We start from the raw sequence: 25102 nt of genomic DNA, 5'->3' as shown, positions 1-25102 counted from the left end.
AGTTTTATCCTTTCTGTGCGTATTCCTTAAGTGAATGTTCATTTAATATGGATTTGTTTTTATGCGAGACTTTTTGTAAAATATATTCACAAAATAATCTCGCTTGTAAAAAACTAAAGCAATATTGCGTCTTGTATAATTTGAATCATTTCCTGCAGCAAAACCTCTTTCTGTGTCTCGTTCTTACGGTTATCAACAGCAATTGCTTTCACCGGCTGAAAAATGATGGCCAAAAGATTATCTTCTTTGTAATTCCTAACGAGATTACTCCTCTTCATATCCGACATCAGGCTGTAAATATTACAAATGCCTTTTTTCCCGGAACAGTTGTTGGCCAATGAGGGGCAATTGGAAAATTGCTCCACAAAGCTAAAGATTTCCTTGTTCTCTAATATATAGTTATAGTAGCTTCGGATGAGCACTTCGATCTGCTGCCGTCCCTCCATTTCCCGTTTTACACGGTCCAATAAATAATCATATATTTCCTCCGAGTATTCCAGGTAAATATCGTGCAGCATATCTTCTTTATTCTCAAAGTAGATATAAACCGTTGCCGGCGAAACCCCTGCCATCTTAGCGATTTTAGAGACAGAAGTGCCATGGAAGCCCTCCTGCAGGATCAGCTTGATAACTGCTTCCTTTATGCTTTTCACTTTTTCGTCGTCTTTTTTTCTCATGCCATCACCTCTATGTTTTTATAATAAATGATCATTCACTTATTGTCAACTATTTTTTTACTTTTTCTAATTAAATATTATATTCCTATCTGTAATAGGGGTTTTCACAATAAAATACCTTTCATAACATAAAAAATAAGTCTTGAAAATGACTTTTCAGGCCAATCAAGACTTATTTTTCGTACATAGCTTTATGACAGGGCTATTTTATAACCTCTATCTTTTTGTATAACATTATCATGCTGGCAGTATTAATCTGGATACTAAACTATTGCCTGCCCTCTGCTTAACCTAACACTCCCCTTGTCATGTTAAGCAGATTGGAAGACCAGCCTATGCATCGGCTAACTTCAACTCTTCCATATAAGCATTCAAAGCATCCATACCTCCAAGCTGGTAACGCTTTATGAACTCCGTCCCTATGATGGCTCCATCGGCGCCATTTTTCATGACTTCCTTCACGTCCTCGGCGGATTTTATACCAAAGCCTACATAGGCCGGTGTCTTTGAAACAGATTTTACTTTTTTTACTACTTCAGCGTATTCCGTAGGAAGCTTATCAAACGATCCGGTTTTCCCTTCCCCGGAAACGATATAGGCAAACAGGTCATTATGCGCAAGAGCCTTTGCTATGCTCTCATCACTAAGGGACCGGCCCAGTACAGTGATCTGGTTCGGGAAGGATCCGGTCGGAAATTCTCCATCCACACATAGAAAACCGTCATATAGGTCTTTCGGTACGTCAGAAAGATGAAAGTATTCTACGCCTTCCTTATAAGTCATTAACACAACTTTAAACGTGAAACGCCTGCGGATTTCTTCCAGGGTGTGTATTACATCGACGTAGCTTATCTTTTGCTCCAACGCTTCTTTATGAGTCTGCTGTATCACTGCTCCGTCTACAAAAGGATTGTCAACCGGTATTCCGATTTCAACAAAACCTGCCTTTTTATGATCCAATAATTCTAAAATCTTAAAAAAAGTTTCCCTGTCCGGATAATGCAAAGTAAGGTAAAACACTAAATTTTTCATTAGATGCCTCCAAACAGCTTAAGCACCCAGCCTAAGATCGGACCGTAGAAGGAATAATCTGTCTCGCTTAAAATACGCATAATCGGCGCATAAGTTCCAATCATGGGCAGAAGCAGAGCCTGTCCAAAAATAAGGATCAAACCATTTACAAAGGAGCCTATGATCGCACCTCTGCGTCCGCCATGGGCATTTCCGAAAATGGCTGTTACAGCACCGGTGAAAAAGGTGGGGATCAAAGCCGGGAATACCACAACCGGATAGTTAATAAAGCCAAGAATCATCATACCGATCAAACCGGCAATTAAGCTGCTCAGGAAGCCCAATATCACGGAATTAGGATAATTCGGGAAAAGCAGAGGGATATCAAGTCCTGGTACGGAATTAGGGATAATCTTATTGGCAAAGCCGTGGAATGCGGAAATGATTTCGGAAAGCATCATCCTTACACCTGTTATAATAACTGTGATCCACATTCCAAAGGACAGGCCCCGTAAAAAGCTGAACACAACAATATCCTGTCCGCCGGTAATGTTTTCACGCATCCAGGCCGGGCCGGAAATCAGGCTTATGATCAGAAAGAGAACCGTCATTACAATGGTTAAGGAAATGGTCATCTCCCGTAAGAAATTAAGCTTCTTTGGAACATTTAAGTTTTCAAGGTCATTTTCCTTGTTCCCGAAGGTTTTGGCAAGCAGAGAAGAAATCAGAATTCCGATGGAGCTGGAATGGGCAAGGGTAAAGCCCTCTCCTCCCTTTACTTCCTTCATAAATACCGCCACATAGGCACAGGAAAAGGTCATATACAGGCCTAACAATATGGAACCTGTTATTACAAGCGGTACAAAAGCCAGATTGGTTCCGAATTTTAACAGCGCCGCAATCAATCCGGCATAAAAGAAGGATACATGGGCTGACAAATGCACATATTTAAAGCGTGTGAATCTTGCCAGCAAAAGGTTCACCAGAAAGCCCAGTGCAAAGATCAATGCCATTTCTGTACCGATCCCGGTAAGGCTTTCGGTTTGAGCCGCACCAATATCCACTGACACAGCCGGCATATTGAATATCTTTGAAATCATTCCCTGCAAAGGCAGCAGAGACATACCGAGGGTCTGCCCTCCTACGTTGATCATGGTAAAGCCGATCATCGTCTTAATCACGCTGGGAAGGATCTGATCCCAGGTTTTTTTCTGGGCAATCATACCTGCAATTACAACAATTCCAATAATGAATACAGCCTGGCTGAAAACATTATTAATCAAATACATTACTACTCCCATTTTTCTCTCCCTTCCAAGGCCGCCATCCGCCTTCCGATTATCTCTTGTTTATTGCTTCAAGAAGCTGTTCTTTTAAATACTGCTTATCCATCATATTGTCGATCCTGATAATGTGCGCTTTTGAATCTCTTAAAACATCGGCAAAATCTGAAGTTGTAATTAAAATATCATAGGAATCCGGGCTGACGGAACCGATATCCGAAGCATCTACAGTTGCTTCAATCTTTTCTGCATCAAGAATCTGTTGGGTAAACAGGCGAAGCATCATGGAGCTTCCCACTCCTGCACCACATACTGTAACAATTTTTAACATTGTGAATCCCCCTTTATGATCTGTAATATTTCCTCTGCGGAATTTGCATTGGTTATTTCATTTACCTTTTTTTCGTCCATTAAAATGTCCGCAAGCTCGGTAAGCGCTTTTAAATGTGATTGGTGGTCTATGGCACAAAGGCCCACCACGATTTTAACCGGGTCGTTTTTCGGATGTCCGAATACAACGGGTTCTTTTAACGTTACAATACTAAGGCCGATATCCAGTGCACCTTCCTCAGGTCTTGCGTGCGGCATGGCGATTCCCGGTGAGATGACAATATAGGTTCCATTCACCTCAACATTTTTTAGCATTGCCTGGATGTAAGACTCATCTGCCAGCCCTTTATCCACAAGGAGCCTGCCGCTTTCTTTTACGGCTTCATCCCGACTGGCGGCCTCAAATTTTGCTTTAATTAAATCTGTGGTCAAAATTTCTTTTAACATCGGTTGATAAATTCCTTTCTTTGGTTCTGAATTTTCTGTAATTCCCAAATATATACTTAATTCATTTTTTAAAGGCGCCAGCTTATGATCCTCGATTTCCACATATTTGCCAATAATGTTCATCACCTCGGCCATATGGATCCTGGCAGTTAAAAATGACAATTGGCTCTGTATTTCCTTTATGTCATAATCCGATAAATAAGGGCTTACTTTCAGCACCTTTGTGTCCTTCCACTTAAAAGGTACCGTGGATATAATCAGGTCCGGAGTATGCTCCTTCAGCCACAGTGCCGCATTTCTCACACTGAATGTCCCCAATATATTCACATGGAAGATGGCCTGAAGCCTGCTCTTTAATATCTCAGAAGTGCTGATACCTGCGTTGCAGACAATGATGACATTGGGCGTCCTGCGGATCTGTTTTTCATTTCTTTCTATTACAGAAGCAAAAAACAATGTGAAGTATGATATCTCATGCTCATTAAAATGCACTTTAAGCTCTTCTTCAAGTACCTTTACACTCTTTGCCACTGCTTTGTTAAGCTGGAAGAAGTTTTCCAGGACATAACTCAATAATGGATTTTCAGCCCATTCCCCAGCCAAAGCCCGCTTATAAGCAGGACGCAGGTGGTTAAGCAGCCCCTCATAAAGCGTAGAATCGGTTCGAAAAGCTTCAAAGGAGTATTCCTGTGCCACTGCATCGATAAACTGGTTTGTTACCAGATTAAATGGCAGCCATTTTTCAGACAGCAGCTCCTCGGATTTGACCACAGATGCTTCTGCCAGTTTATTGGCCAGGTAAAAGCAGTCATCAATCGATACTTCCCTGCCGAATATCGCTTCAATTTCCTCATGCCGTTCCACAAAAGCCTTTTCTTCTCTTGTTAACACATCCTTTGGTCCCCCGGTGAAAGCTTTTCCGATGGAGATCCTTGCATAGGTAACATAAAAGGCGATCAGCATACGGTTAAATGATACATCGCTTAGTTCTACATTAAGCCTTCTTGCCACATCGTCCAGAAAGGCCTCACAGGAATAAAGGATCTGCATATCTTCTTTTCCTGCCCTGTCCTCAAAAAACAGCGGATCTTCACTGATGGAAAGAATCAGAAGATTCCTGATGTTTTGTTCTTTGCCCGAGATCCGGTACCCTTTAAAGGGTGTGGCCTCTACCGCGATGGAATGAAAGCTGAGCATTTCCCTTACTTCCTTTAAATCAGCGATGAGGGTATTTCTTGATATATCAAGTTCCTTCAACAGGTCATCCACCGTGAACTGGTCGCCGGACAAAAGAATGGACGTGGTAATCCGCAGACGCCGTATTCTTAAATTCGACAAGACAAAAGCCGGCGTTGAGAGGATCAGACTCTCAAACTCAATCATCAGCGGATCCGTATAAAACATCTTCCCCTTATCTGCATTGATTTCAGGGTATCCGGAAGCCTCCAGCAATTCGTTTAATTTTTTTATATCACTGTAAATCGTTCTGCTGCTTACAGAAAACTGCTGTGCCAGCTCCCGCACGGTAAACTCACGGTTGCTCTGGCAGACAAGGCGGAATATTTCTAAAAGTCGGTTTTCCATGGTTTCCTCCTTTATGTGATAAGTATAGCATTCCAATGAAAGCATCGACAAATCCAATTTACTTCACTTTTTTTGAATGGATAGGTATATGGCAGGCGGACCACAAAAAAAGACGCCGCTTGCGCTGACGCCATATGATGATCCATAGGTCAAGGTTGTTTAAACTACAAAATCATCAGCAGCTTCCACATAATTGAATTTGCTCAGATATCAGTTATGCGAAAGCTAAATTTTTAATCATCTAAGAATATAAAAATATATATTGCATGGATAATAAATCAAGTATATAGGTAATGCCATATTTCCCATAAATACTAAGGTAATCATTTGAGATACTATTCTTACTTATATAAAAAACATCTTCATAAGCACTTTTTAAACTTTGATCCCTGTTTCCCGTTATCAAAAATTTATGGCCTCTTAAACTTTTAACAAATTCCAGTGACAGCTCTGCAAATTTTCCGGATGCTGATACAGTAATTATGATATCTTCATCATTGAAAGATTTTAAAACATTGTTCTTAGTAAATGAATTTGAAATAACATGAGTAACCTTAGATGCAAACATTAATTCCTGCTGGAACTTTGCGATCGTTCCGCTTGTATTGTTTGCACATAAGAACACGATATTAACATCTTTATGAAGCAGCTGACACAAAAAACTTATCTTTTCAAAATTAAAATGCTCATCGATATCTATAATCATGTCATTAATAAGACTTTTTATATGGCTCTGATAATTGGAATATTCTTCAATATCTCTATATCTTAAATTGCTAGGAAATACTAATTTAGTCACTGAACTTTTTAATTTGCTGAAATTATCGTATCCCAGTTGTTCGCAGAATCTTCTGATGGCTGATATAGATGTAAAGCATTCCTCTGTGATTTCTGAAATACTGACACTGGAAATTCTATATAGATTTTTTAAAATATACTGTGCTAATACATATTCTATATTATCTGATTTTCCTGCGTTTACTATTAATGATAAAGAGTTTAAGAGACCTAGGTTGTTGATTTCCACCTTACATTCCTCCATTGAGCTTATTAATGCATGAGTACTCTTCTATTATAAGCTATTTATAACCGGACGGGTATGCAGATAAAAGTGTTTAGGATCGATATTTAAACAACGATCAAAATCCTCATTTGGAACCAGTGAATGCTGCTTTCTTATTGAGTAAGAATGGGCGGCAGTATGCCGTCGCATTACTTGTTGGAATAACTTCTTCTGAAAGATTGATTGCCAATTCTTCCCTGATATAAGCCCTGCGTTTCTGGATTCGGTTCCACATTTCCGGATATTCTTTTTTTATTGCTTCCCGTAATGCCTTGTCAGCCAGCATAACTCCGCTCTCACAGCTGATTCCGCCATATCCGGGAACAGATGGAATAATATCAATCTGGAACAGCATTCCGCTCTTTATTAGTTCCTCAGAACCAGGGTACACTGGAGAAGCAAGCCATTCTTCATCGGCACACAAGTGACCAGGGTTTAATGACCATCCATACCGGGCTTTTGGCAGCACTTCCTCTATTTTATCATATAATTCGTTTCCGTCCATACCAATATAAATCGTTTCTAACCAAGTTTTTACCGCAGTGTAGTAGGGAATTGCTACCTTCTTTAAGTAGTCTTTTTCACTTTCCGGCAAATCCTCTTCGCTGAATACCGCATATCCGCCGCGGCTTTGTAATCCCCCCTTGAATCCCGTAGTGATTGAAATGCGGTCTCCTTTTTTAATTACTTTATTGGTTGGGTATATATTGGCTTTTACAAAACGCTCCCCTGCCGCCATGATTGTTACCACATTATGAGGCTGTCCAAATGCTGCTAATTTCTCTGCAAGCTGCATTTCTGTTTTTCCCTCATCAAACTCTTCCATAACTTCCAATATACAATTTCCTGCAAGTGCAGCCCCAAATTCATAATGCGCAAATTCATTGGCATTGTTTGTGGTTCGTACCCCTCCATCTCCAATGAATAAGCCAGCAGCATTAGAAAATCTGGCTTCCTTGCAGATGCTCATGATTGCTTGTACGATAAAGTAAGGAATATCATATAATGAAGTATTATCCTCGGATTTGCCGGTAAAATTCTTCCAACCAACAAAACCAATATTTTTTGCTTTTTCCAATCCGCACTGCCCTAAAATTTCAGCGACGCTTTTCTCTGTGTCCATTGGCTGGTTGGGAAGGGAAAAATACGGCATGTGCACAGCCGTTACTTCAATTCTTGATTTTGCTGCTTTATTCAAATTCTCATTTCCTAATACCATATATGCCTTACCACAAGAATGAAGCACGAATAAAGCCTCTTCAAAACGAGGCAGGAAACCGCATATGTATTCAAAATTACTTCCATGTTCCAAATCGGCATAGATAACAATTGTATCATAACCTTTCTCTTTCATCTTTGCCAACAGTTTTTCTTTTCTTTCTTCCATTGTTTCATCACTTAATGCAACTGGTACAAGATTCTGTTCTAATTCCGGCGCTTTTATTTCTTTTAGCTGTATCATTTTATATTCTCCTTCTTTAAATGTCATCAATCGGAAACATTGGGCGCATAATGCGTTTGAATGGCAGCTTTGAAGTATCCTGCAGCGTTGCACCCTGGGTTAATGACATAACAGTTAATTTGCCTTCTTCTTTTAATTCCGGGAAAATATATCCCTGCTTAACTATAATGATATCATAGTCTTCATAGTTTACGCCAGCAGTATGAAACTGGTGTATTTCCACAAATGGATGATTATTTCCTGAAACAATGATATCAATTGGTTTATCCTTGACACCAATGGCAATACAATCGCCAAAATTCCCTTCACCTACATAAGAGTAGCCTGCCAAATATCCTTTTGCTTTGACTGTAACATCTAAATCTACTTTAGCGGATAACTCATCCAAATTAATTCCTAAAGAAATTGATGTCTCTTCCTCTTCTTGCAAACCGGCCAGTTTTATTAATGCATCTGCATCATTTATGCCGGCAAACAAAAATTTCTTGTTGCAGGTATTGTCAAGTGCCAGTACCTGGCGCAACAGGAATGTATTGCCTCCCACGGCTCCAGAGGTCACATTATCCCCGGAATCAGTGATGAATACAGGCATACCTTTAAATTCCAAAGCCATTTTCATTGCTTCTTCCGGCGGTGCAGTCAGTCCGGTATAATGGAATTCATGCCGTTTATCCCATACATACTTGGCTAATTTATCTGCAATTATATTTGCATATTCCTGGTCGGTTTCTGTTGCTGGGATAACAACAATACCGCATCCTGCAACATCACAATCATGGCGAATATAGCCTACATGCCAGGAACAGCTTAGAATTCTTTTATCTTCTTCTAATTCTTCTAAGTATTGATTGATGGATTTAACTGGTTCATCCGCAGAAACACTTTGTTCCCCGCCCAAAATCATCGGTAATTTACGGTATACCGGCGTAATATTTTGACGCGTCTTCAACAGTGCTGCCATCTTTTCACAAATAAACGAGATCGTTTCTTTTATATCTGTATGTGGAGAATTCCGGTAACTGCGGATCAGTGTTGTGCTTTCTACATATTCCTTTGATAAGTTGCCATGTGGATCACAAACCACTGCAACCGGTAAATAAGGCCCGACTAATTTGCGAATTTCCTTCACTATATGGTGATCACCTGATCCGCCATCTAAATCTTCCACTTCGCTCGCGCCATGCAGGTGAAGATAGATACCATCAATTTCATGAATGTGCTTTTTAACATCCTCCAGAATTCTATTTTCAATGAAATCAAATGCATCTTTCTCTAATACACCACCTGCTGCCGCATTGGCATAAATGGAAGGTATGATTTCGATTCCTTCTCTCCCAAATACATTTTCACAATTCATTTCCCGAATGCAATCTTCTCCTAATAAAAGATTAAAATTTTCCAATTTACTTTTATACGGAATGTTTGCATTGGATTCAATAACAAATTGGGCTATCAAAACTTTCATTACATTCTTCCTCCTGAATAAGGTTAAAAGTGTGCCTCTCACTATAAAAAATCACCCCTATGAATATTATTCACAGGAGTGATTTTTATAATATTCTTACATAATAGATTAAGCCAGCCACCCTTATTTAAAATTTTTATTTTATTTTTATTACTCTGTTTTTGAAAGAATAAACTTACATGATACAAAAGATACCGCAACTGCCACAATTGATACTATTGCGGCCAAAAAGAAGTTACCCAGGCCGCCATTTTTATCGACAAAGAACAAAGCTGTTAATAATCCTGGGCATCCTCCCATAACATAGCTCTTTAATCCAAAGATACCAGCAACCAAACCAGCGCTTGCCGCTCCGATTGCAGTACCAATCAAAACTTTTGGCCTCATAATTAACGACCCATAAAATGCAGGTTCCGTAACTCCGCAAAGTGCAGTAATACCAAAGGATGCAATCATACCTTTTTTGCTTTTATCGTTTCGAATGGTTGTAGCTACTGCCAATGCACTTCCGCCTATACATAGGTTTGAGATAAATCCCATAACCATAATCGCCGGATCATATCCAATTGTCGCAACACTGTTAAATCCAATTGGCATAATGGCTTTGTCTAATCCCAGCATGACCATGTAAGGGTAAACCACCGCAAAAACCGGCATGGCTATTCCGCCAATTGCATTCATTAAGTTTGTAATTCCAACACCTACATAAGTACTTAAAACGGTTCCTATCGGCCCTAAAACAATTAAAGTAACAGGGACAACAACGATCATTGTACATAATGGTTTCAAAAAATATCTTACTGTTTCAGGAATATATTTCTGGAATAACTTGTCCACAAAATACATAAAGCCAATACCAAGCATAATTGGCAATACACTGCCTGTATATTCTACCACCGGAATTCCAATTCCCAGGAAGCTTAATCCTGCTGCACCGCTGATATTGGAACTAACCAGCAGTCCGCCTAAAAAAGCGCCCATGATTGGTTCCATTTTTAAACGCTTCGCCATTGTAAATCCAATGTAAACCGGCAAAAAGGTAAATGCAGCACTGAAAATCGAAGATAAAATAACCGCAGTACCAGAATCCATGGCAACACCAAAGTAGTTAACCAGTAAGTTTTTAAATGCCAGAATCATTCCGCCTGTGATCAGTGCTGGAACAATCGGCATAAAGACTGCGGCCATGAAGTTACCAAATTTATTAACATAGTACATCGCCTTCTTTTCTTCCGGTTCTTCCGGGGCAGCTGTTTCGCTGGTTGCGCCTTCTTTCCATCCTGACGTATCTAAGAAATCGTTATATGCTTCATTCACATTAGGCCCAATGATAATCTGGACCTGTCCGGCTTTGCTGACAATACTAAGGACATTTTCAATTCCTTTTAACGCTTCTTCATTTACAAGTTTCTTGCTGTTATAGTGTAAACGAAGCCTGGTTGCGCAGTGCTCAACATGATTCAAGTTTTCAATACCACCAACATGCTCTAATACTTGCTTTGACATCTCAACATATTTCATTTTATTTTTCCTCCACCCATATTATTCTTCATTGGAATTTACCATTATATAGCTATATCAAAATTTATTATGTTAGCAGCCAAATCGTTCCTTTACTTATTTGTACACTTCAATAATATTTTATAAAAGTACTTTGAAACCGGTGGCGAAAACTTCAGGTGGATACCATAGGATTTTCTGCCCTTTTCAGATGCCCCTTTGGGCTGCGATAAGCGCTTTATACCAGTAGTAGCTTTCCTTGGGAATTCGTCTGTTGTTGTTTTTAAAATCAACTCTGACAATGCCATACCGCTTTTCATAGCCATTAATCCAACTATAAAGATCCATGGAAGACCACATATAATACCCTTGCACATTGACTCCTTCTTCTCTTGCCTGTAACATGTAGTCGATAAATTCACTGCATATTTCTATTCTTTCCGTATCTTTTACATAGCCATTATCATCGGGAGTTTCATATTGACCACATCCGTTTTCCGTGACATAAACCAAAATATCTCCATATTTTGCCTTAATTTCCTTTAAGGCATTGTACATACATTTTGGATAGACCTCTCTTCCCCAAAGATTACGTCTGACATCAGGGTCAAATGATGTCTCAAACAGATCCTTAATACGAATTCCTTCTTTGGATTTTGATCCTTTTCCCTTATTATTGTGGAATATTTCAGTTTCACCCTCAGAATAATCGGTTACATACTGACGATTATAAAGATTCAGACCAATATAATCGATCTTGCCTTTTTCAAAATCAGGAATATCTTCTTCATAAATAAATGAGGCATCAACATTGTTATCCTCTAACACCTTGTTCATTTCAGCCGGTATTTTACCTAACACGGCGGTATCTAAAACCATACGGTTGTAAAAAATATCAGCCCTTAATTTTACTAATTCTTTTTCTTTCGTGTCAGGGTCTAATTCAACATTTCCATTATCATGAACAACCCCAATGATTCCTTTCATACCTAACTCTTTATAGCTTTGAACGGCTTTCGCACTTCCCAGCATCAGGTTATAAAGAACGTTCCAAAAGCGTCCAAAATCAGCTTTGTAGTTTGGCGGATAATTTCCAACAACATAACTGCAATACGCATAATATCTTGGTTCATTGATCGTGGACCAAATCTTAACCCGGTCTCCAAAGTTTTCAAAGCATACTTTTGCATATTCATTAAATGCATCTATAACTTTTCGATTCTCCCATCCGCCGATTTTAGCCATCTCGTTGGGGAGGTCGTAATGAAATAATGTCACATTCGGGGTAATTCCTTTTTCCAGACAATAGTTAATCACATTGTTATAAAATTCAATTCCTTTCGGATTGACCTCGCCAACTCCCCACGGAATGATTCTGGCCCATGAGATTGAGAATCTATAAGTATTTTGGTTTCCTTCTGCCATCAGGTCTATATCTTCTTTATACCTATGGTAAAAATCACTGGCAACGTCACCATCTTCATTGTTTATATTCAGAGAACTTTCATGGTTAAAGACATCCCACTCATTTAATCCTTTCCCATCTTCGTCCCAACCTCCTTCACATTGATAAGCAGCGGTTGCCGAGCCCCATAAAAAATTTCCTTTGATACTCATGTTTTTTCTGTATTCCTCTCTTAAACAATAATCGCAAAACGTTTTACACTTTTTATTATAATCCTTTTAAAAATTTCATGTAGTTCAGAATACGAACGATTTTTATCCGGCTTAAGCTTTCGTTATCTATTATAAAAATAAGCATTAAGGGGAAGGGGCTTCTTTCACCTTAATGCTTATTTTACTAACTATTTCTGTTTTTGAAATTGGCTTTGAAACTAGTTTTGCAATGGTTTATAGCTGGCTTGACAATCCAGCCATTATCTCCGGCCCTCGGGCTTTGATTAGCGGTTATCTTAATACGCCGTTTTCATCGGGGATAAATGTCTTGGCAGATGTAAGCATGCGGCCATCTTTTTGAAGATAGTATGTTTTGCCTTCCAGGGTGATGAATCCTGTTCTCATAATTCCACTCTCAGGATCCAAGTAATACCAGTCACCGTTATCATTCAGCCAGCCAGTATATGATAAGCCATTGATATCATAAAAATACCAGTTGCCGTCTTTTTTTACCCAGCCGGTTTGCACATCCGATGTGCCTGAATTTGGGAATACCATAATTTTTGAAACCGCATTATCCGTTGACCAGACCAGGCAATTACGTCCTTTTGTCAGATCATGGACCGTAACTATGTTACGGGTTAAATATGGAAACAGGTTACTTTGCTCTGTTATCCTGTATTGCTTCCCTGTATCAGAGGTAAGGATACCCGTCTTCCCATCTGAGTTTATAGACATAGACGCTACCGTTATGTATTCCGGAACCTGATAGTCAGCCGGGATTTTACAAAGCACTGTAAAGGCATTTGTCATAGGCGGCAGGCTCATGGTCATAACCGGACTAATGTCAGCATAAATAAATTCTCCTTCCTGTATTTGTCCAACTGCTTCAGGATCTCCGCTGACGGCATTTAAAATTTTCGACTCAGAGGATAGGTTCAGAATGATTTCCTGGTCTGTACTGGCACCGTCTTTCCTTATCATACGGAGTCTGTTTTCGGAAACCTGGGTTACTGTTCCGTAAATACGGATGGAGCTTGGCAACGAAGTCTGTTCCTCTGCTTGAGTTGTAAAAGCACTGGCCGACAGGACTAATGCTAAGGAGCTAATACCGGTTAACAGTAACTTTAAATATTTCTTCATGTTATGTCCTCCTTCATCTTTTATAAGATATAGTATAACAGCAGATCCCAGATTTTGGCATTACGATATATTTACAATTTACTTAATGATCGTTAGGATTTAAACATTTTCCTTACATTGGGAGTGAATTTATGCCAGTGATCAAAGGATTGGAATTGACTTGCTGTAAATTCCAGCATTAATGATAGTAAACATGAACTATTAAAAGCTCTGCGATAACAGCAGTTTCCCATCAAAGAAATAAACCGCTTAAAAAGATCACCAGTGTTTGAGCTCCCACAATGATAATATAATTCTGTACCGAAAGGACAAAGGTCTTTTCCTTGATATGTTCCGCTCTGAAGCGGCAAATGTTCTTATGAACCGGAATAATGGTGAATAACGCCAGCAAACAGACCGGAGATAGGATCTTAAATGCAACAGACGCCGCCCATGTCAAATAAGTTACATAATACAGCCCGGCAAAAACTCCTAATGCATGTTTGCCGAAAAAGTAAGGTAACGTGTAACGCCCTACCGTAATATCCTTTTCCAGATCACAGATATTGTTAGCCAGCATAATGTTCGCAGTCGCACAGATTGGGCCAGCCGAAAGCAAAAGCAGTGAAAACGCAGGTGCAACATTTAAAACAAACCGGATTGTATGCCAATCCACGGTTAAAGTCAGGAATGTTCCAGACGGCATGTTCATGTAAAGCATCAGAAAAGGGATAAACAGACCATAAAACAGTCCTGAAAAAATCTCTCCCAAGGGTAAACGGGAAATTGGAACCGGCCCCCAGGTATAAAACACTCCGCAGAGAAAGCACAGACCGCCCAACAGCAGCACGACCAAATCCGTGCGGTATGCCAGGGCAAGACCCAAAGCAGTGCTTATGCCGAACAGCAGATAAATGATAAGCTTTGCTTTGCCCCGTGAAAAAGACAGCTTTTGACCATTCGTTTTGGTGTCAATATAGTTATTGATCGCAGTTGTCGTTAAGTCGAACAAAAACATAGAACAAAAAAATAAAACCGTGCGCTCAACATTTACCGGCTGCCTGCGGTAAAACAGATAAGCCAGAGACATAAGGAACGGAATCAGACTTGTGATCTTGGTACGTATCTCAGTAAATTCGAGAAACTTTTTCAAATTAGAATGGTAATCAGCTACAGCGATCTTTGTTTGCATTGCAATCCTCTTTCATCTAATAATAAATGGTATTAATGGGGACTTCCTAAACGAAACATATTATATCCGTATCGGAATCCTTTTGATCACAAATAAAATTGTGTTCGTCAATATTATAACAATACTGAAAAAAATAGTCAAATTATTCAATATGATGATTGCATATGCCAGAAAGGCTTAGCTGCTGCAGAATTAACGAACCACGGTATATTGACAATAAACTGGTTGCTAATGGGACTATTTATTGCATGAGGGAAAATATGAAAACAAGACACAGAGCTGGTTATGGAATTGCAGTGTTAAAAGATTACTGGGATCTGGGAATAGGTCATATGCTAACTAAATGCTGCCTCGATTATGCGAAAAAGCTAGGATATGAACAGGTTGAACTTCAGGTCGTTGCAGATAATAAAAGAACAGTCCATGTCTATGAACAACATGGGTTTAAGATATGCGGGACAATTGAAAATGCTGAAAAATTAAAGGATGGGACGTATCGGGATCTACTGATGATGTTATGCAAATTATAGTATAACATAAGGGGAGGGCTGCCGGATATGATATTAGGTCAGCAGTCCTCTATAGAGTATCCCAGAGATTTATGTAAGGATAATGCAAAGTCAGCCCAATAATACTCTCCATTCCCTCTGTCAGTAACGGAAATAGCTCATGGTCCTCATAACCGTCTAGTCGACTATCAAAAAATTCTTCCATCTTTTCAAGCTTCATTACAATCTCCCCCATATGATCAATAAAATAAGTATCAAGAATATACTACCACCTAATCTACGAACTATCAATATTTGTTACTGAATGCATATCTAATTTCAGCTTATTTATTCATGAAAAGTAAGTCATAACATGAATAGGTATATCCTTAAACGATTTCAATAATGAATTACAGAGTATAATTCTTTTCACCTAAAAACTTCATCTGTCCATAAAGTGCTCACATTATCCGAAAATGTCAACGGCACTTATTAAATGCAATAAGCAAGTAAAAGTAGCAAAAAAGCAACCAGCAGGGACTACAAAAGTACGATTCAAATATGGTAAGATAGTAAAAAACACGGAGGTGGATTTCTATGATTTTTCCAGAAAAATTACAGCTTCTAAGAAAAAGCAAATGCTTAACACAGGAGGAACTAGCTGAAAAAGTATCCGTATCCCGCCAAGCCATAACAAAATGGGAAAGCGGCCAAGCATATCCTGATATTTCCAATCTCATCAGTATATCAGAATTCTTTAAAATTACGATTGACCATTTAGTAAAAGATAATGATTCCTGCATTACTTCCATCGTCAAGCAGGATTCCTGCGACAGTAATGAATTAATTGATTTTCTTATTAAGGCAAAATGTAATACTTATGCTGGGAAAGGCAGGGAATGTGTCTCTTCAAGGCCAAACTCCCATGATTTACGATATGAGGAAGGTGCCTTCTTGTATTTAGACACGTATATCGGCGGCGAGTGTTTTTCCGGAGAAGAGGCTGTGTGGAAAAACAGCATACCTATCTATGCAATGAATTACTCCGGTCGGGTAACAAGCAGTAATTTTAACAGTGATTTTTTAAAGGCAGCTTTATTGGCCGTACCCCGGGATAAACCCTACCGCGGTCCTGACTTCTATCAAGAGAATGATTATTTTTATAATTGCAAGGTGTGCGGAGATTTCAAATGGTATCAGGGATATGAAGAAATATATTATAAGAATTTACAGGTATATGAGTGTTATTTTCATGGGGGAATCGTAAAGTAAGATGATTAGCACAATGCCTGTATTTAAATTATCAATATGACTGACTCTTAAGTTATTAACCATGTATTAAAATAAGAACAGTCTATACCTATATCCGATTTGGCGTAATCCTTATTTTCCTTACGGTTCATGGCAATTCCTTTTCCTGTATCTCATATAATGTTAATATCAACATCCGGAAAGGAAGAAAAAATATGCCCCCATTCCCACCTACCGATAGATCGCCAACCTCGCCTATTGATAGACCTCAGGCTCCACCTACTAATAGACCGCCATCTCCACCTACTGGCAGACCGCCATCTCCGCCTACTGGCAGACCGCCGTCTCCGCCTACTGGCAGACCGCCGTCTCCGCCTACCGGCAGGCCTCCGTCTCCACCTACTGGCAGACCACCGTCTCCGCCTACTGGCAGACCACCGTCTCCACCTACTGGCAGACCACCATCTCCGCCTACTGGCAGACCGCCGTCTCCGCCTACTGGCAGACCGCCGTCTCCACCTACTGGCAGACCACCATCTCCACCTACTGGCAGACCACCATCTCCACCTACTGGCAGGCCACCAGGAGGCGGCGGTCCGGTACCTATGGGACCACCACCATCCGGCGTTCCCAGAAGGCCTGGTCCTCCAAGCCCTGGAGTCAGATTTGTCAATCCTGGGTCCATGAGAAATTGCATTGGACGATTTACTTATGTATGGTTAAGCAACGGATTGGAGTTTTGGTTTTTCCCAGTTCAGATCTGGGCAAATACCGTCGTAGGGTTCCGTTGGGACCGAAGATTTGGTTGGTCATATACCGGAATATCACTAAACCGAATCGATATGTTTTCTTGTACCTGACGGCGATTTCTCCGCAATTCAAAAAGCGATCCTTTATGGATCGTTTTTTGTTTGTCATTGCCATTTTCTTTTTGGATTTCTGGGAAACCAGCCTTTTTCCACCCTTTCTTTCTGTTCTTTAAGCTCCTTTATACTCCATAAAAGCGAGAAGCCCAAAACTGCCAAAAGTGCGGATGATACTACCTTAGCGCATGCAAGAGAGAAGCCGATACACAAGATTCCCCCGATCAGAAAAAGCGGCCAGATTCTGCTGCTAAAGTAATATTCTCCCTTGATAACAACCGGATGTAATAATCCGATAATAAGAAACGATCCGATACCGATAAGAATTCCATCATAATTCATATTTGTCATCAACCTCTCCCTTTATAGTCATTTCCATTCTGCCTGCCTGACGCGTTTTAATCACAAAGATAAAAACATAATTATGCAGAATAAAGGCTACGATAAGAAGCATACGTATAGCAAGATTTCCGATCATAATAAAGGAGATAAGCATCATCAATCCTGCGGCTGCCTGAATGGTAAGCTTCTGCTTTCTTGTCATTGACCGGTCGTATTCATAACTTTTCACATATTTTGCATACAGGCCTGTGCCTCTGAACCAGCAATTGAGTTTTTCAGAACCTTTTGTAAAACAAAGCAAGGCTACCAGGAAGAACGGAGTGGCAGGCAGGCCAGGCACCACCGTTCCCATAGTTCCCAAGGCCATGGCAGCGATTCCAATACACACATATATGACTTTTTTTAACACAAGATCCTCCTGTTCATTCCACGCTGGTGCTTCCTGTAGTCCGGATATATATATCATGATCTATATAATAGTATTGGGGCTATGAGTTGATTATTCGTGCCACCTCGGTATCCGGGGCGATGTGCATCGTCATAGGTATCTCCAGTTTTAGCAGGTAATATTTTTTCAACTTATAAATCGCCAAAAGCGTCAAAATATTCTATTCTGATGCTTTTAGCGATTCAAGATATCTCTACATTTTATAGCAGGCTTATATCAAAGCCGCTGTTATAATTGACATTTTATAGACCTCATCAGCATTGCATCCTCTTGAGAGATCGTTGATCGGAGCATTGAGACCCTGCAGAATGGGACCGAAAGCTTCAAAACCTCCTAGGCGCTGTGCAATTTTATAGCCGATATTGCCGGCATCGATATCCGGGAAAATAAATGTGTTGGCATGCCCGGCTACATGAGAGTCCGGCGCCTTTACCTTCGCTACTGTGGGAGAAAAAGCAGCATCAAACTGCAGCTCACCATCTACCGGAAAGTCTAAATCCATGGCCTTCAATTTCTCAGCCGCATTGCGCATTTTATCAACGGATTCGCCTTTACCGGAACCAAGGGTACTGTAAGAAAGCAGTGCAACACTGGGATTAATAGAGAAAGTACTGGCCGTTCTGGCTGTCTCCAAAGCAATTTCCACCAACTCGTTTTCGTCGGGATCAACATTAATGGCGCAATCTGCCATCGCATACATTTCATTGCCGCTTTCTGTCTGCCGGTATAGAATAAAGCAGCTGGATACATTTTTACTGCCTGGCCTGGCTTTTATCAGCTGCAAAGCCGGTCTTACCGTATCAGCAGTCGAATAGGTGGCTCCGCCTAACAAGCAGTCTGCTTTTCCCATTTTGACCAACATGGTTCCGAAATAATTGGATTTTTCAAGTGCGGCCCGGCAGGCTGCTTCATCCATCTTACCTTTTCTCAATTCTACCATTTCGGCTACCATTTCTTCAAATCCTTCATAATTAAGCGGATCTATTTTTTCAATGCAATCGACGGACCAGCCAAATTCTTTGGCAGCTGCGTCTATTTTACCAGGATTGCCAAGAAGGACAGGCGTAAGAACACCTTCTTTGTAAAGGCGGCTGGCTGCTTCCAGGATTCTTGGATCAGTGCCTTCGGTAAATACGATTTTTCTTTTTTGAACTTTCAATGCGGCAACCATATTTTCGAACATATTCATTTCCTCCTCTGGTTAAATAATACTTACTATATCAAGTATAAACCAAATCACATGAATAAATCAATAACGTTTCCCTAACTGTCCAAAACTTATCAATATGATCTCTCATAATTGGTTTCACTTCTTGGGAATGCTTACCGTAAAAAAGCTTCCCTGCTCCTTAACGCTCTCCACCGTCACAGTCCCATTATGGGCGGCAACAATGGATTTCACAATAGCAAGGCCGATTCCGGCACCTCCGGATTTCCGGTTCCTGGATTTATCGGTTCTGTAAAAGCGTTCAAAGATTAACGGCAATTCCGCTTCAGGAATCCCAATTCCCGTATCCTTAACCTTAACAATCCCCCACCGGTCCGTTTCATATACTTTAATCCCTATAGCTCCGCCCTCTGGCGTATATTTGACGGCATTGGAAAGCAGATTGGCCACAACCTGGCTGTATCTGTTTTTATCCGCTTCGGCAAAGACCGGACATCCCTCTATGGTAAGGGACAAATTCTTCTTGCTGATTTCTCCCTTCATCGTATCGGACACCGTTTGTACAATTTCCAGCAAATCGATCCGGGATTTATTTAAGACCAGGTTTTCACCCTCGATCTTCGCCAGCTGCCCCAGATCCTCAACCAGTGTTCCAAGACGCATTACCTCCTCATGGCAGCTTTTCAGCCGTTCAGGCGTTGCGTCCCATAAGCCTTCGATCATGGCTTCCAAATGGGAACTCAAGGCTGTCAGTGGTGTCCGCAGTTCGTGAGCCACATCCGCGGTCATCTGTTTGCGCAGTCCTTCCTGTGTTTTAAGGGCATCGGAGAGATGATTGATTGCGTCTGCAAGATCATCAAGCTCCCGTATCCTTGTACCTGGCTCAAACCGGATATCATAATTGCCCTTTGATATTTGTTTGGCAATATAAGCCGTTTTTGTAACTGGACGGGATATTCTGCGGGCAAGGAGATACCCGACTACCACCGAGCAGGCGCTGGATAGAATTCCTATGATAAGAAGAACTGTATTCATGACATTGATAAAATTAAAATCAGCCTCGTTCATAAAGAACGGACCGTAATACTTAATAGAGACGGCTCCCACCTTTTTCCCATTCTGATCAATCGCATAGGTGTTGTCTACAAAGCCGCCCTCGGCGCCCCTCTCTTCCATACGAGCTGATATCTCATTCATAATCTGTCCGCATAGGCTCATATCATGGTTTTCCGCATCCCATACCATGTTTCCTCCTGCGTCATACAGCTTCAAAATATACCCGTCATACAAGGCATTCATGCCGATGGCATGGACATAATCAAGCTTCCAGTTCCGTTTAAAACTATCGTATTGCCTGCTTAAATCATCTACAATATTTTCCCGGCGCTCCCGTCCCAGCTCAGTGATATACTTCTCAAACTCCCGGTTTATAAACCAGTTGGAAAGAAGGCCAATCAGCCCAATGGTGATCAAAAGCGTCAGCAAAATTGAAAGAGACAACTGTTTTCTTAAGCTCTTCAATCTCCATCTCCTCCGAATTTATATCCAAGTCCCGGGATCGTCCGCACATACACCGGATTTTTAGGATCATCCTCAACCTTTTTCCTTATGTTTTTAATGTGGCTGTCAATCGCTCGGTCATATCCGGCAAAGCCCTTGTCCAGAGCCGCCTCGATCAGTTCCTCTCTGGTAAAGACCTTCCCAGGGTATTTGATAAGCACCGAAAGGATTTTCAATTCACTGGGCGTCAGGGTCAGGCTGATTCCCTTTTTACGAACTTCATTCTTCTCAAAATCAATGATCAGATCTCCGTTTCTCCAGGAATTCCTTTTAACAAGGGGCACCAGGTCGCTTTCTGTCCTGCGGAGAACAGCTTCAACTCTGGCATACAGTTCTTTCAAACCAAAGGGCTTAGTAACATAATCATCCGCCCCAAGGCCAAACCCGTCCACTATATCGATTTCATCCACCTTGGCAGTCAGCATGATGATGGGAACCCGGGATTTTTTACGGATAGCAATGCACACCTCTTCTCCTGAGATATCCGGCATCATAAGATCCAGAATAACAAGAGAAATATTTTCCGAATCAAATATCTCCAGGGCCTTCCTGCCGTTTTCGGCAGGGAAAGTGCGGAACCCCTTGCTTTCCAAAAGCAGACAGACGACCTCCAGTATTTTAGGTTCATCATCCACGACCAACACATTTTTTCTGCTTTTAAGCATTCTAGCACCTCTATCTGTCAGAAATTAAAACGCGAAAGGCGGGAACCGCTCAAATGGCGGTTCCCGTCCTCTCTACTTGTTATTAAATGATATCATAGCCCTGATCTTCAATCTCAGCTTTGATCTTATCTACAGATGCCTGATCCGGGTCATGATCCACGGTTACGGTTTTTGCTGCCAGATCCACCGATACACCGGATACGCCAGATAAAGCACCAACTGCATTAGTGATTGCCTTTACACAGTGTTCACATGCCATTCCATCTACATTTATAACTGATTTTGCCATTTGAGTTACCTCCGTTATATTTTTATTTTAAATTAAAGGGTTTTAATAATTTATAAACCTCTAAAGTCTTTCCGCCTTCCATTACTGAAACCGGGGCATATACCCAGCCTTCCACTTTCTCCGGATCAACACCGGCTGCAATGAGAGGTTCGGGATTTAATACAAAAACAATGTCCTTATCCTGATTTTGGTTTTTTACGGTATTTGTCTCCATATTCTTTGCCCATTCAAACATATTGCCGTCTCCAAGCTTTACCCCGTAGTGATCCATGTCCATATGGTAATTGATAAAGCTTCGGTGCTTATTTACGATCTGCTCATAGGCTGCAAGAGGAGTTGCTTCACCCTTGGAATCCGGTTTTTCAGTTCCAAGCTTTGTTCCTACCATCAGCATTCCATCATAGGCTGCGTAATTATCCGGCAGCTTATCCGTATCAAGCCCTGCATCGGTAAATGGGGCTGCTTCAAGCTCCAGCATTACGTCATGAAGTGGACTCTGGCTGTAATCTCCGCTCCAGATAAAGCGTACACCGCCATCCGGGGCAGTTAAGGACCAGCCTCCATTGATTTCATCAGCTTTCACATTATCGGGGACCGTATTTAAAATTGTTTCAAAGGATCCGGCTGATTGTTTTCCGACTACATCCAGATTTCCCCCCGCTGTCTGTATAACCGCTGCAATGATCACCGCCACCAATACTGCGGCTGCTCCCACCGCTGCAATTAATTTTCCATTTTTGTTCATATCCGGTTCACCTCGTTCCTGTGGTTGGTTTGAATCGTTTCAGCCGCAATGCGTTCGTCAGCACGGAAACTGAGCTTAAGCTCATGGCTGCTGCCGCAAAAATCGGATTAAGAAGCGGCCCGTTAAAGAGCAGATGTAAAAGCCCTGCAGCAATTGGGATTCCAATCACATTATAACCGAAGGCCCAGAAAAGGTTTTGCTTGATATTTCGGATGGTCTGCTTGCTTAAGTTGATGGCTGTGGGCACATCCATTAAATCGGAACGCATGAGAACGATGTCAGCGGATTCCATGGCTACGTCTGTACCGGAACCGATTGCGATACCGATATCCGCCTGGGCAAGAGCCGGAGCGTCGTTGATTCCGTCACCTACCATGGCTACCTTGCGGCCTTCGGCCTGCAGCTTCCTGACTTCATCGGATTTATCCTGAGGAAGAACCTCGGACAGTACCCGGTCAATTCCTACCTGCTTTGCAATCGCCTCTGCAGTTCTCTTATTGTCACCGGTAATCATGGCTACTTCTATGCCCATCTTATGCAGGCTTTCAATGGCAGCCCTGCTGGATTCCTTTACAACGTCCGCAACGGCTACAATACCTGCCAGCTTGCCGTTAATGGCTACATACATCGGTGTTTTTCCTTCCCCGGCCAGCTGGTCTGAAGCTTCTTCCATTCCTGTTAAGGAAATGCTTCGTTCCGTCATCAGCTTCCGGTTCCCGGCAAGGATATCTTCTCCGTCTATCTTCGCTTCTATCCCCCGTCCGGTTAAGGACTCAAAATGTTCCGCTGCACTTAAGGTAAGTCCTGCATCTTCCGCACCATGGACAATTGCCTGCCCCAGGGGATGCTCGGAACCCTTTTCTGCAGAAGCCGTAAGCTGAAGCAGCAGTTCTTTGGAAACCCCTTCTACGGCCAGAACATCAGTCACCGTGGGTTTCCCTTCGGTAATTGTGCCTGTTTTATCAAATACGATCGTACTGATTTTATGGGCTGTCTCAAGAGCTTCTCCGCCCTTGATCAGGATACCGTTTTCTGCGCCCTTTCCGGTTCCAACCATGATAGCAGTAGGTGTCGCAAGACCTAAGGCACATGGGCAGGCGATAACCAGAACTGAAATAAATATGGTAAGTGCAAACTTTAAGTCTCCGGCGGTGCCGATATACCAGGCAATACCGGAAAGCAGGGCAATCACACAAACGACCGGAACGAAATATCCGGAAACAATGTCTGCCATCTGAGCAATCGGAGCCTTTGAGCCCTGAGCGTCCTCTACCAGCTTGATGATCTGAGCAAGGGCTGTATCGCTGCCGATCTTTTCCGCTCTGAACTGAATGGTTCCTGTGGTGTTTAGGGAAGCGGCATAAACCTGGTCCCCTTCTTTTTTATCCACCGGCATGCTTTCACCGGTCAGCATGGATTCATCGATGGCAGTGTGGCCGCCTATCACGGTTCCGTCTACCGGGATCTTTTCGCCGGGCTTTACTAAAATCATATCACCGATTTCTACTTCGTCAATAGGAATCTCTTTTTCCACGCCGTCTTCAAGAATGATTGCAGTCTTGGGCGCAAGGCCCATGAGCTTCTTGATCGCTTCACTGGTTCTTCCCTTTGAAACTGCCTCCAGGGATTTTCCCAGCAGAATAAGGGTGATGATAACTCCCGCAGATTCAAAATACAGGGAATCCACTGCCATAAAATGACCTTCTGCAATCTGGAACGTGTTGTAGATGCTGTAAAGAACAGCAGCGGTAGTTCCTATGGCGATCAGGGAATCCATATTTGGACTTCTCTGAAACAGGGCTTTAAAGCCTATGGTATAGAATTTATATCCAACGCCTATGACCGGAACCACCAGCAGTAGTTCTACAAGAGCATAGATCAGGGGGTACTCCATGGGTGCGATCCCTGCCGGGAAAGGCAGACTGATGATTTTAATCATGGGTGCCATGGCAACGTAGAGAAGAGGTATGGAAAACACCGCAGACACGATGAACTTCGTCCATAGGGTCTTAATCTCCCGCTGCTTACGGGCCCGGTCCTCATCCGCTGCATCCGCTTTGTTTACTTCCAGAGCCTTGTAGCCTGCCTTTTCAATGGCCGCCCGTATGGCTGACATCCTGACCTTCTGAGGATCATAGGTAACCGTAGCTTTTTCAGTTGCAAAATTAACCGATGTACTTATCACGCCTTCCAGCTTTCCCACAACTTTTTCTATACGTTTGGCGCAGGCCGCACAGGTCATTCCACCGATTGGTATGGTCACATTGGCATTTTCGGATTTTTCCACCACTTCATAACCGATTTTTGATACTGCTGCTTTAATTGCAGAAAGTTCAAGGGCGCTGCTGTCATATTCCACAAACAGCTTTTCACTAGCCAGATTCACATTCGCCTGGCTGATACCGGAAAGCTTTCGCACTGTTTTTTCAATTCTCTGCGCACAGGCTGCACAGGTCATGCCCCTTATATTTAAAATTTGACTTTCCATTCTGATTCACCTCACTATTTTTTACTGCCCCTTCCTTTGGGC

23 protein-coding genes are annotated in these 25102 nt (G+C 41.7%); 2 read left to right on the top strand and 21 right to left on the bottom strand.

Going from position 1 to position 25102, the window contains the following annotated elements; all coding sequences use genetic code 11:
* Positions 1-113 precede the first annotated feature (113 nt).
* From H171_RS04210 to H171_RS04155, 12 genes are all read right to left on the bottom strand, one after another.
* Positions 114-677, bottom strand: a complete 564-nt coding sequence (locus tag H171_RS04210; RefSeq protein ID WP_100304033.1) for a TetR/AcrR family transcriptional regulator — start codon at positions 675-677, stop codon at positions 114-116.
* Between the two features lie 333 nt (positions 678-1010).
* A complete protein-coding gene (locus tag H171_RS04205; protein ID WP_013273214.1) occupies positions 1011-1709 on the bottom strand; it encodes a tryptophan synthase subunit alpha in 699 nt (232 codons plus the stop codon).
* Positions 1709-2989: a PTS ascorbate transporter subunit IIC gene (locus H171_RS04200; RefSeq protein WP_100304032.1), complete on the bottom strand. Its 1281-nt coding sequence runs from the start codon at positions 2987-2989 to the stop codon at positions 1709-1711. The genes H171_RS04205 and H171_RS04200 overlap by 1 nt, the downstream gene beginning before the upstream one ends.
* A gap of 37 nt (positions 2990-3026) precedes the next feature.
* Complete coding sequence (locus tag H171_RS04195) at positions 3027-3302, bottom strand: PTS sugar transporter subunit IIB (RefSeq protein WP_025233773.1); 276 nt, start codon at positions 3300-3302, stop codon at positions 3027-3029.
* Positions 3296-5332: a BglG family transcription antiterminator gene (locus H171_RS04190; RefSeq protein WP_166433590.1), complete on the bottom strand. Its 2037-nt coding sequence runs from the start codon at positions 5330-5332 to the stop codon at positions 3296-3298. Before H171_RS04190 ends, H171_RS04195 begins: the two co-directional genes overlap by 7 nt.
* A gap of 241 nt (positions 5333-5573) precedes the next feature.
* Entirely contained in the window at positions 5574-6359 is a 786-nt protein-coding gene (locus tag H171_RS04185) for a MurR/RpiR family transcriptional regulator (RefSeq protein WP_100304030.1), read from the bottom strand.
* A 121-nt stretch (positions 6360-6480) separates the two neighbouring features.
* Positions 6481-7857, bottom strand: a complete 1377-nt coding sequence (locus tag H171_RS04180; RefSeq protein WP_100304029.1) for a M24 family metallopeptidase — start codon at positions 7855-7857, stop codon at positions 6481-6483.
* A 16-nt stretch (positions 7858-7873) separates the two neighbouring features.
* Complete coding sequence (locus H171_RS04175) at positions 7874-9322, bottom strand: M81 family metallopeptidase (RefSeq protein WP_100304028.1); 1449 nt, start codon at positions 9320-9322, stop codon at positions 7874-7876.
* A 150-nt stretch (positions 9323-9472) separates the two neighbouring features.
* Positions 9473-10843 (bottom strand): PTS transporter subunit EIIC, encoded by a 1371-nt coding sequence (locus H171_RS04170; RefSeq protein ID WP_100304027.1) that lies wholly within the window; start codon positions 10841-10843, stop codon positions 9473-9475.
* A 186-nt stretch (positions 10844-11029) separates the two neighbouring features.
* Entirely contained in the window at positions 11030-12439 is a 1410-nt protein-coding gene (locus tag H171_RS04165; RefSeq protein ID WP_100304026.1) for a glycoside hydrolase family 1 protein, read from the bottom strand.
* Between the two features lie 291 nt (positions 12440-12730).
* Positions 12731-13582 carry an N-acetylmuramoyl-L-alanine amidase family protein gene (locus H171_RS04160; RefSeq protein WP_100304025.1) on the bottom strand — a complete coding sequence of 284 codons (852 nt, stop codon included), beginning with the start codon at positions 13580-13582 and terminating at the stop codon, positions 12731-12733.
* Positions 13583-13814: 232 nt separating this feature from the next.
* A complete protein-coding gene (locus H171_RS04155) occupies positions 13815-14753 on the bottom strand; it encodes a UbiA family prenyltransferase (RefSeq protein ID WP_100304024.1) in 939 nt (312 codons plus the stop codon).
* Positions 14754-14917: 164 nt separating this feature from the next.
* Between H171_RS04155 and H171_RS04150 the strand changes: the two genes are divergently transcribed.
* Both H171_RS04150 and H171_RS04145 read left to right on the top strand, forming a co-directional pair.
* A complete protein-coding gene (locus H171_RS04150) occupies positions 14918-15283 on the top strand; it encodes a GNAT family N-acetyltransferase (RefSeq protein ID WP_100304023.1) in 366 nt (121 codons plus the stop codon).
* 555 nt (positions 15284-15838) lie between these two features.
* The gene (locus H171_RS04145; protein WP_100304022.1) at positions 15839-16513 is read left to right on the top strand and encodes a DUF5680 domain-containing protein; all 675 of its coding nucleotides are present in this window, start codon (positions 15839-15841) and stop codon (positions 16511-16513) included.
* Between the two features lie 247 nt (positions 16514-16760).
* Here the strand turns inward: H171_RS04145 and H171_RS24055 are convergent, their stop codons facing one another.
* The 9 genes from H171_RS24055 to H171_RS04100 all read right to left on the bottom strand — a co-directional run bounded on the left by H171_RS24055 (position 16761) and on the right by H171_RS04100 (position 25060).
* Positions 16761-17177 (bottom strand): hypothetical protein, encoded by a 417-nt coding sequence (locus tag H171_RS24055; protein ID WP_157803114.1) that lies wholly within the window; start codon positions 17175-17177, stop codon positions 16761-16763.
* 229 nt (positions 17178-17406) lie between these two features.
* Entirely contained in the window at positions 17407-17706 is a 300-nt protein-coding gene (locus H171_RS04135) for a DUF4491 family protein (RefSeq protein WP_330398761.1), read from the bottom strand.
* Positions 17687-18106 (bottom strand): YbaN family protein, encoded by a 420-nt coding sequence (locus H171_RS04130; RefSeq protein ID WP_157803113.1) that lies wholly within the window; start codon positions 18104-18106, stop codon positions 17687-17689. The genes H171_RS04135 and H171_RS04130 overlap by 20 nt, the downstream gene beginning before the upstream one ends.
* 250 nt (positions 18107-18356) lie before the next feature.
* Positions 18357-19328 carry a phosphate acetyltransferase gene (gene pta / locus H171_RS04125; RefSeq protein ID WP_100304020.1) on the bottom strand — a complete coding sequence of 324 codons (972 nt, stop codon included), beginning with the start codon at positions 19326-19328 and terminating at the stop codon, positions 18357-18359.
* 123 nt (positions 19329-19451) lie between these two features.
* Entirely contained in the window at positions 19452-20834 is a 1383-nt protein-coding gene (locus H171_RS04120) for a sensor histidine kinase (RefSeq protein ID WP_100304019.1), read from the bottom strand.
* Positions 20831-21538 (bottom strand): response regulator transcription factor, encoded by a 708-nt coding sequence (locus H171_RS04115; protein ID WP_100304018.1) that lies wholly within the window; start codon positions 21536-21538, stop codon positions 20831-20833. Before H171_RS04115 ends, H171_RS04120 begins: the two co-directional genes overlap by 4 nt.
* An 82-nt stretch (positions 21539-21620) precedes the next feature.
* Entirely contained in the window at positions 21621-21827 is a 207-nt protein-coding gene (gene copZ / locus H171_RS04110; RefSeq protein WP_100304017.1) for a copper chaperone CopZ, read from the bottom strand.
* A gap of 22 nt (positions 21828-21849) precedes the next feature.
* Positions 21850-22572 carry a hypothetical protein gene (locus H171_RS04105; protein WP_100304016.1) on the bottom strand — a complete coding sequence of 241 codons (723 nt, stop codon included), beginning with the start codon at positions 22570-22572 and terminating at the stop codon, positions 21850-21852.
* A gap of 7 nt (positions 22573-22579) precedes the next feature.
* Positions 22580-25060 (bottom strand): heavy metal translocating P-type ATPase, encoded by a 2481-nt coding sequence (locus tag H171_RS04100; protein WP_100304015.1) that lies wholly within the window; start codon positions 25058-25060, stop codon positions 22580-22582.
* Between the last annotated feature and the right edge of the window lie 42 nt (positions 25061-25102).

This window comes from [Clostridium] celerecrescens 18A (assembly GCF_002797975.1).
Lineage (GTDB): Bacteria > Bacillota > Clostridia > Lachnospirales > Lachnospiraceae > Lacrimispora > Lacrimispora celerecrescens.
The sequence above is the reverse complement of the archived record's forward strand: the minus strand, read 5'-3'. Positions and strand labels throughout refer to the sequence as shown.

What these genes read in the sequence shown, in the direction of transcription:
- H171_RS04165 (WP_100304026.1), bottom strand. Translation starts at nt 12,439, where the DNA reads ATGAGTATCAAAGGAAATTTTTTATGGGGCTCGGCAACCGCTGCTTAT.
- H171_RS04210 (WP_100304033.1), bottom strand. Translation starts at nt 677, where the DNA reads ATGAGAAAAAAAGACGACGAAAAAGTGAAAAGCATAAAGGAAGCAGTT.
- H171_RS04150 (WP_100304023.1), top strand. Translation starts at nt 14,918, where the DNA reads ATGCCAGAAAGGCTTAGCTGCTGCAGAATTAACGAACCACGGTATATT.
- H171_RS04100 (WP_100304015.1), bottom strand. Translation starts at nt 25,060, where the DNA reads ATGGAAAGTCAAATTTTAAATATAAGGGGCATGACCTGTGCAGCCTGT.
- copZ (WP_100304017.1), bottom strand. Translation starts at nt 21,827, where the DNA reads ATGGCAAAATCAGTTATAAATGTAGATGGAATGGCATGTGAACACTGT.
- H171_RS24055 (WP_157803114.1), bottom strand. Translation starts at nt 17,177, where the DNA reads ATGGACCCAGGATTGACAAATCTGACTCCAGGGCTTGGAGGACCAGGC.
- H171_RS04105 (WP_100304016.1), bottom strand. Translation starts at nt 22,572, where the DNA reads ATGAACAAAAATGGAAAATTAATTGCAGCGGTGGGAGCAGCCGCAGTA.
- H171_RS04200 (WP_100304032.1), bottom strand. Translation starts at nt 2,989, where the DNA reads ATGGGAGTAGTAATGTATTTGATTAATAATGTTTTCAGCCAGGCTGTA.
- H171_RS04145 (WP_100304022.1), top strand. Translation starts at nt 15,839, where the DNA reads ATGATTTTTCCAGAAAAATTACAGCTTCTAAGAAAAAGCAAATGCTTA.
- H171_RS04175 (WP_100304028.1), bottom strand. Translation starts at nt 9,322, where the DNA reads ATGAAAGTTTTGATAGCCCAATTTGTTATTGAATCCAATGCAAACATT.
- H171_RS04190 (WP_166433590.1), bottom strand. Translation starts at nt 5,332, where the DNA reads ATGGAAAACCGACTTTTAGAAATATTCCGCCTTGTCTGCCAGAGCAAC.
- H171_RS04160 (WP_100304025.1), bottom strand. Translation starts at nt 13,582, where the DNA reads ATGAAGAAATATTTAAAGTTACTGTTAACCGGTATTAGCTCCTTAGCA.
- H171_RS04155 (WP_100304024.1), bottom strand. Translation starts at nt 14,753, where the DNA reads ATGCAAACAAAGATCGCTGTAGCTGATTACCATTCTAATTTGAAAAAG.
- H171_RS04205 (WP_013273214.1), bottom strand. Translation starts at nt 1,709, where the DNA reads ATGAAAAATTTAGTGTTTTACCTTACTTTGCATTATCCGGACAGGGAA.
- H171_RS04135 (WP_330398761.1), bottom strand. Translation starts at nt 17,706, where the DNA reads ATGACAAATATGAATTATGATGGAATTCTTATCGGTATCGGATCGTTT.
- pta (WP_100304020.1), bottom strand. Translation starts at nt 19,328, where the DNA reads ATGTTCGAAAATATGGTTGCCGCATTGAAAGTTCAAAAAAGAAAAATC.
- H171_RS04115 (WP_100304018.1), bottom strand. Translation starts at nt 21,538, where the DNA reads ATGCTTAAAAGCAGAAAAAATGTGTTGGTCGTGGATGATGAACCTAAA.
- H171_RS04170 (WP_100304027.1), bottom strand. Translation starts at nt 10,843, where the DNA reads ATGAAATATGTTGAGATGTCAAAGCAAGTATTAGAGCATGTTGGTGGT.
- H171_RS04180 (WP_100304029.1), bottom strand. Translation starts at nt 7,857, where the DNA reads ATGATACAGCTAAAAGAAATAAAAGCGCCGGAATTAGAACAGAATCTT.
- H171_RS04195 (WP_025233773.1), bottom strand. Translation starts at nt 3,302, where the DNA reads ATGTTAAAAATTGTTACAGTATGTGGTGCAGGAGTGGGAAGCTCCATG.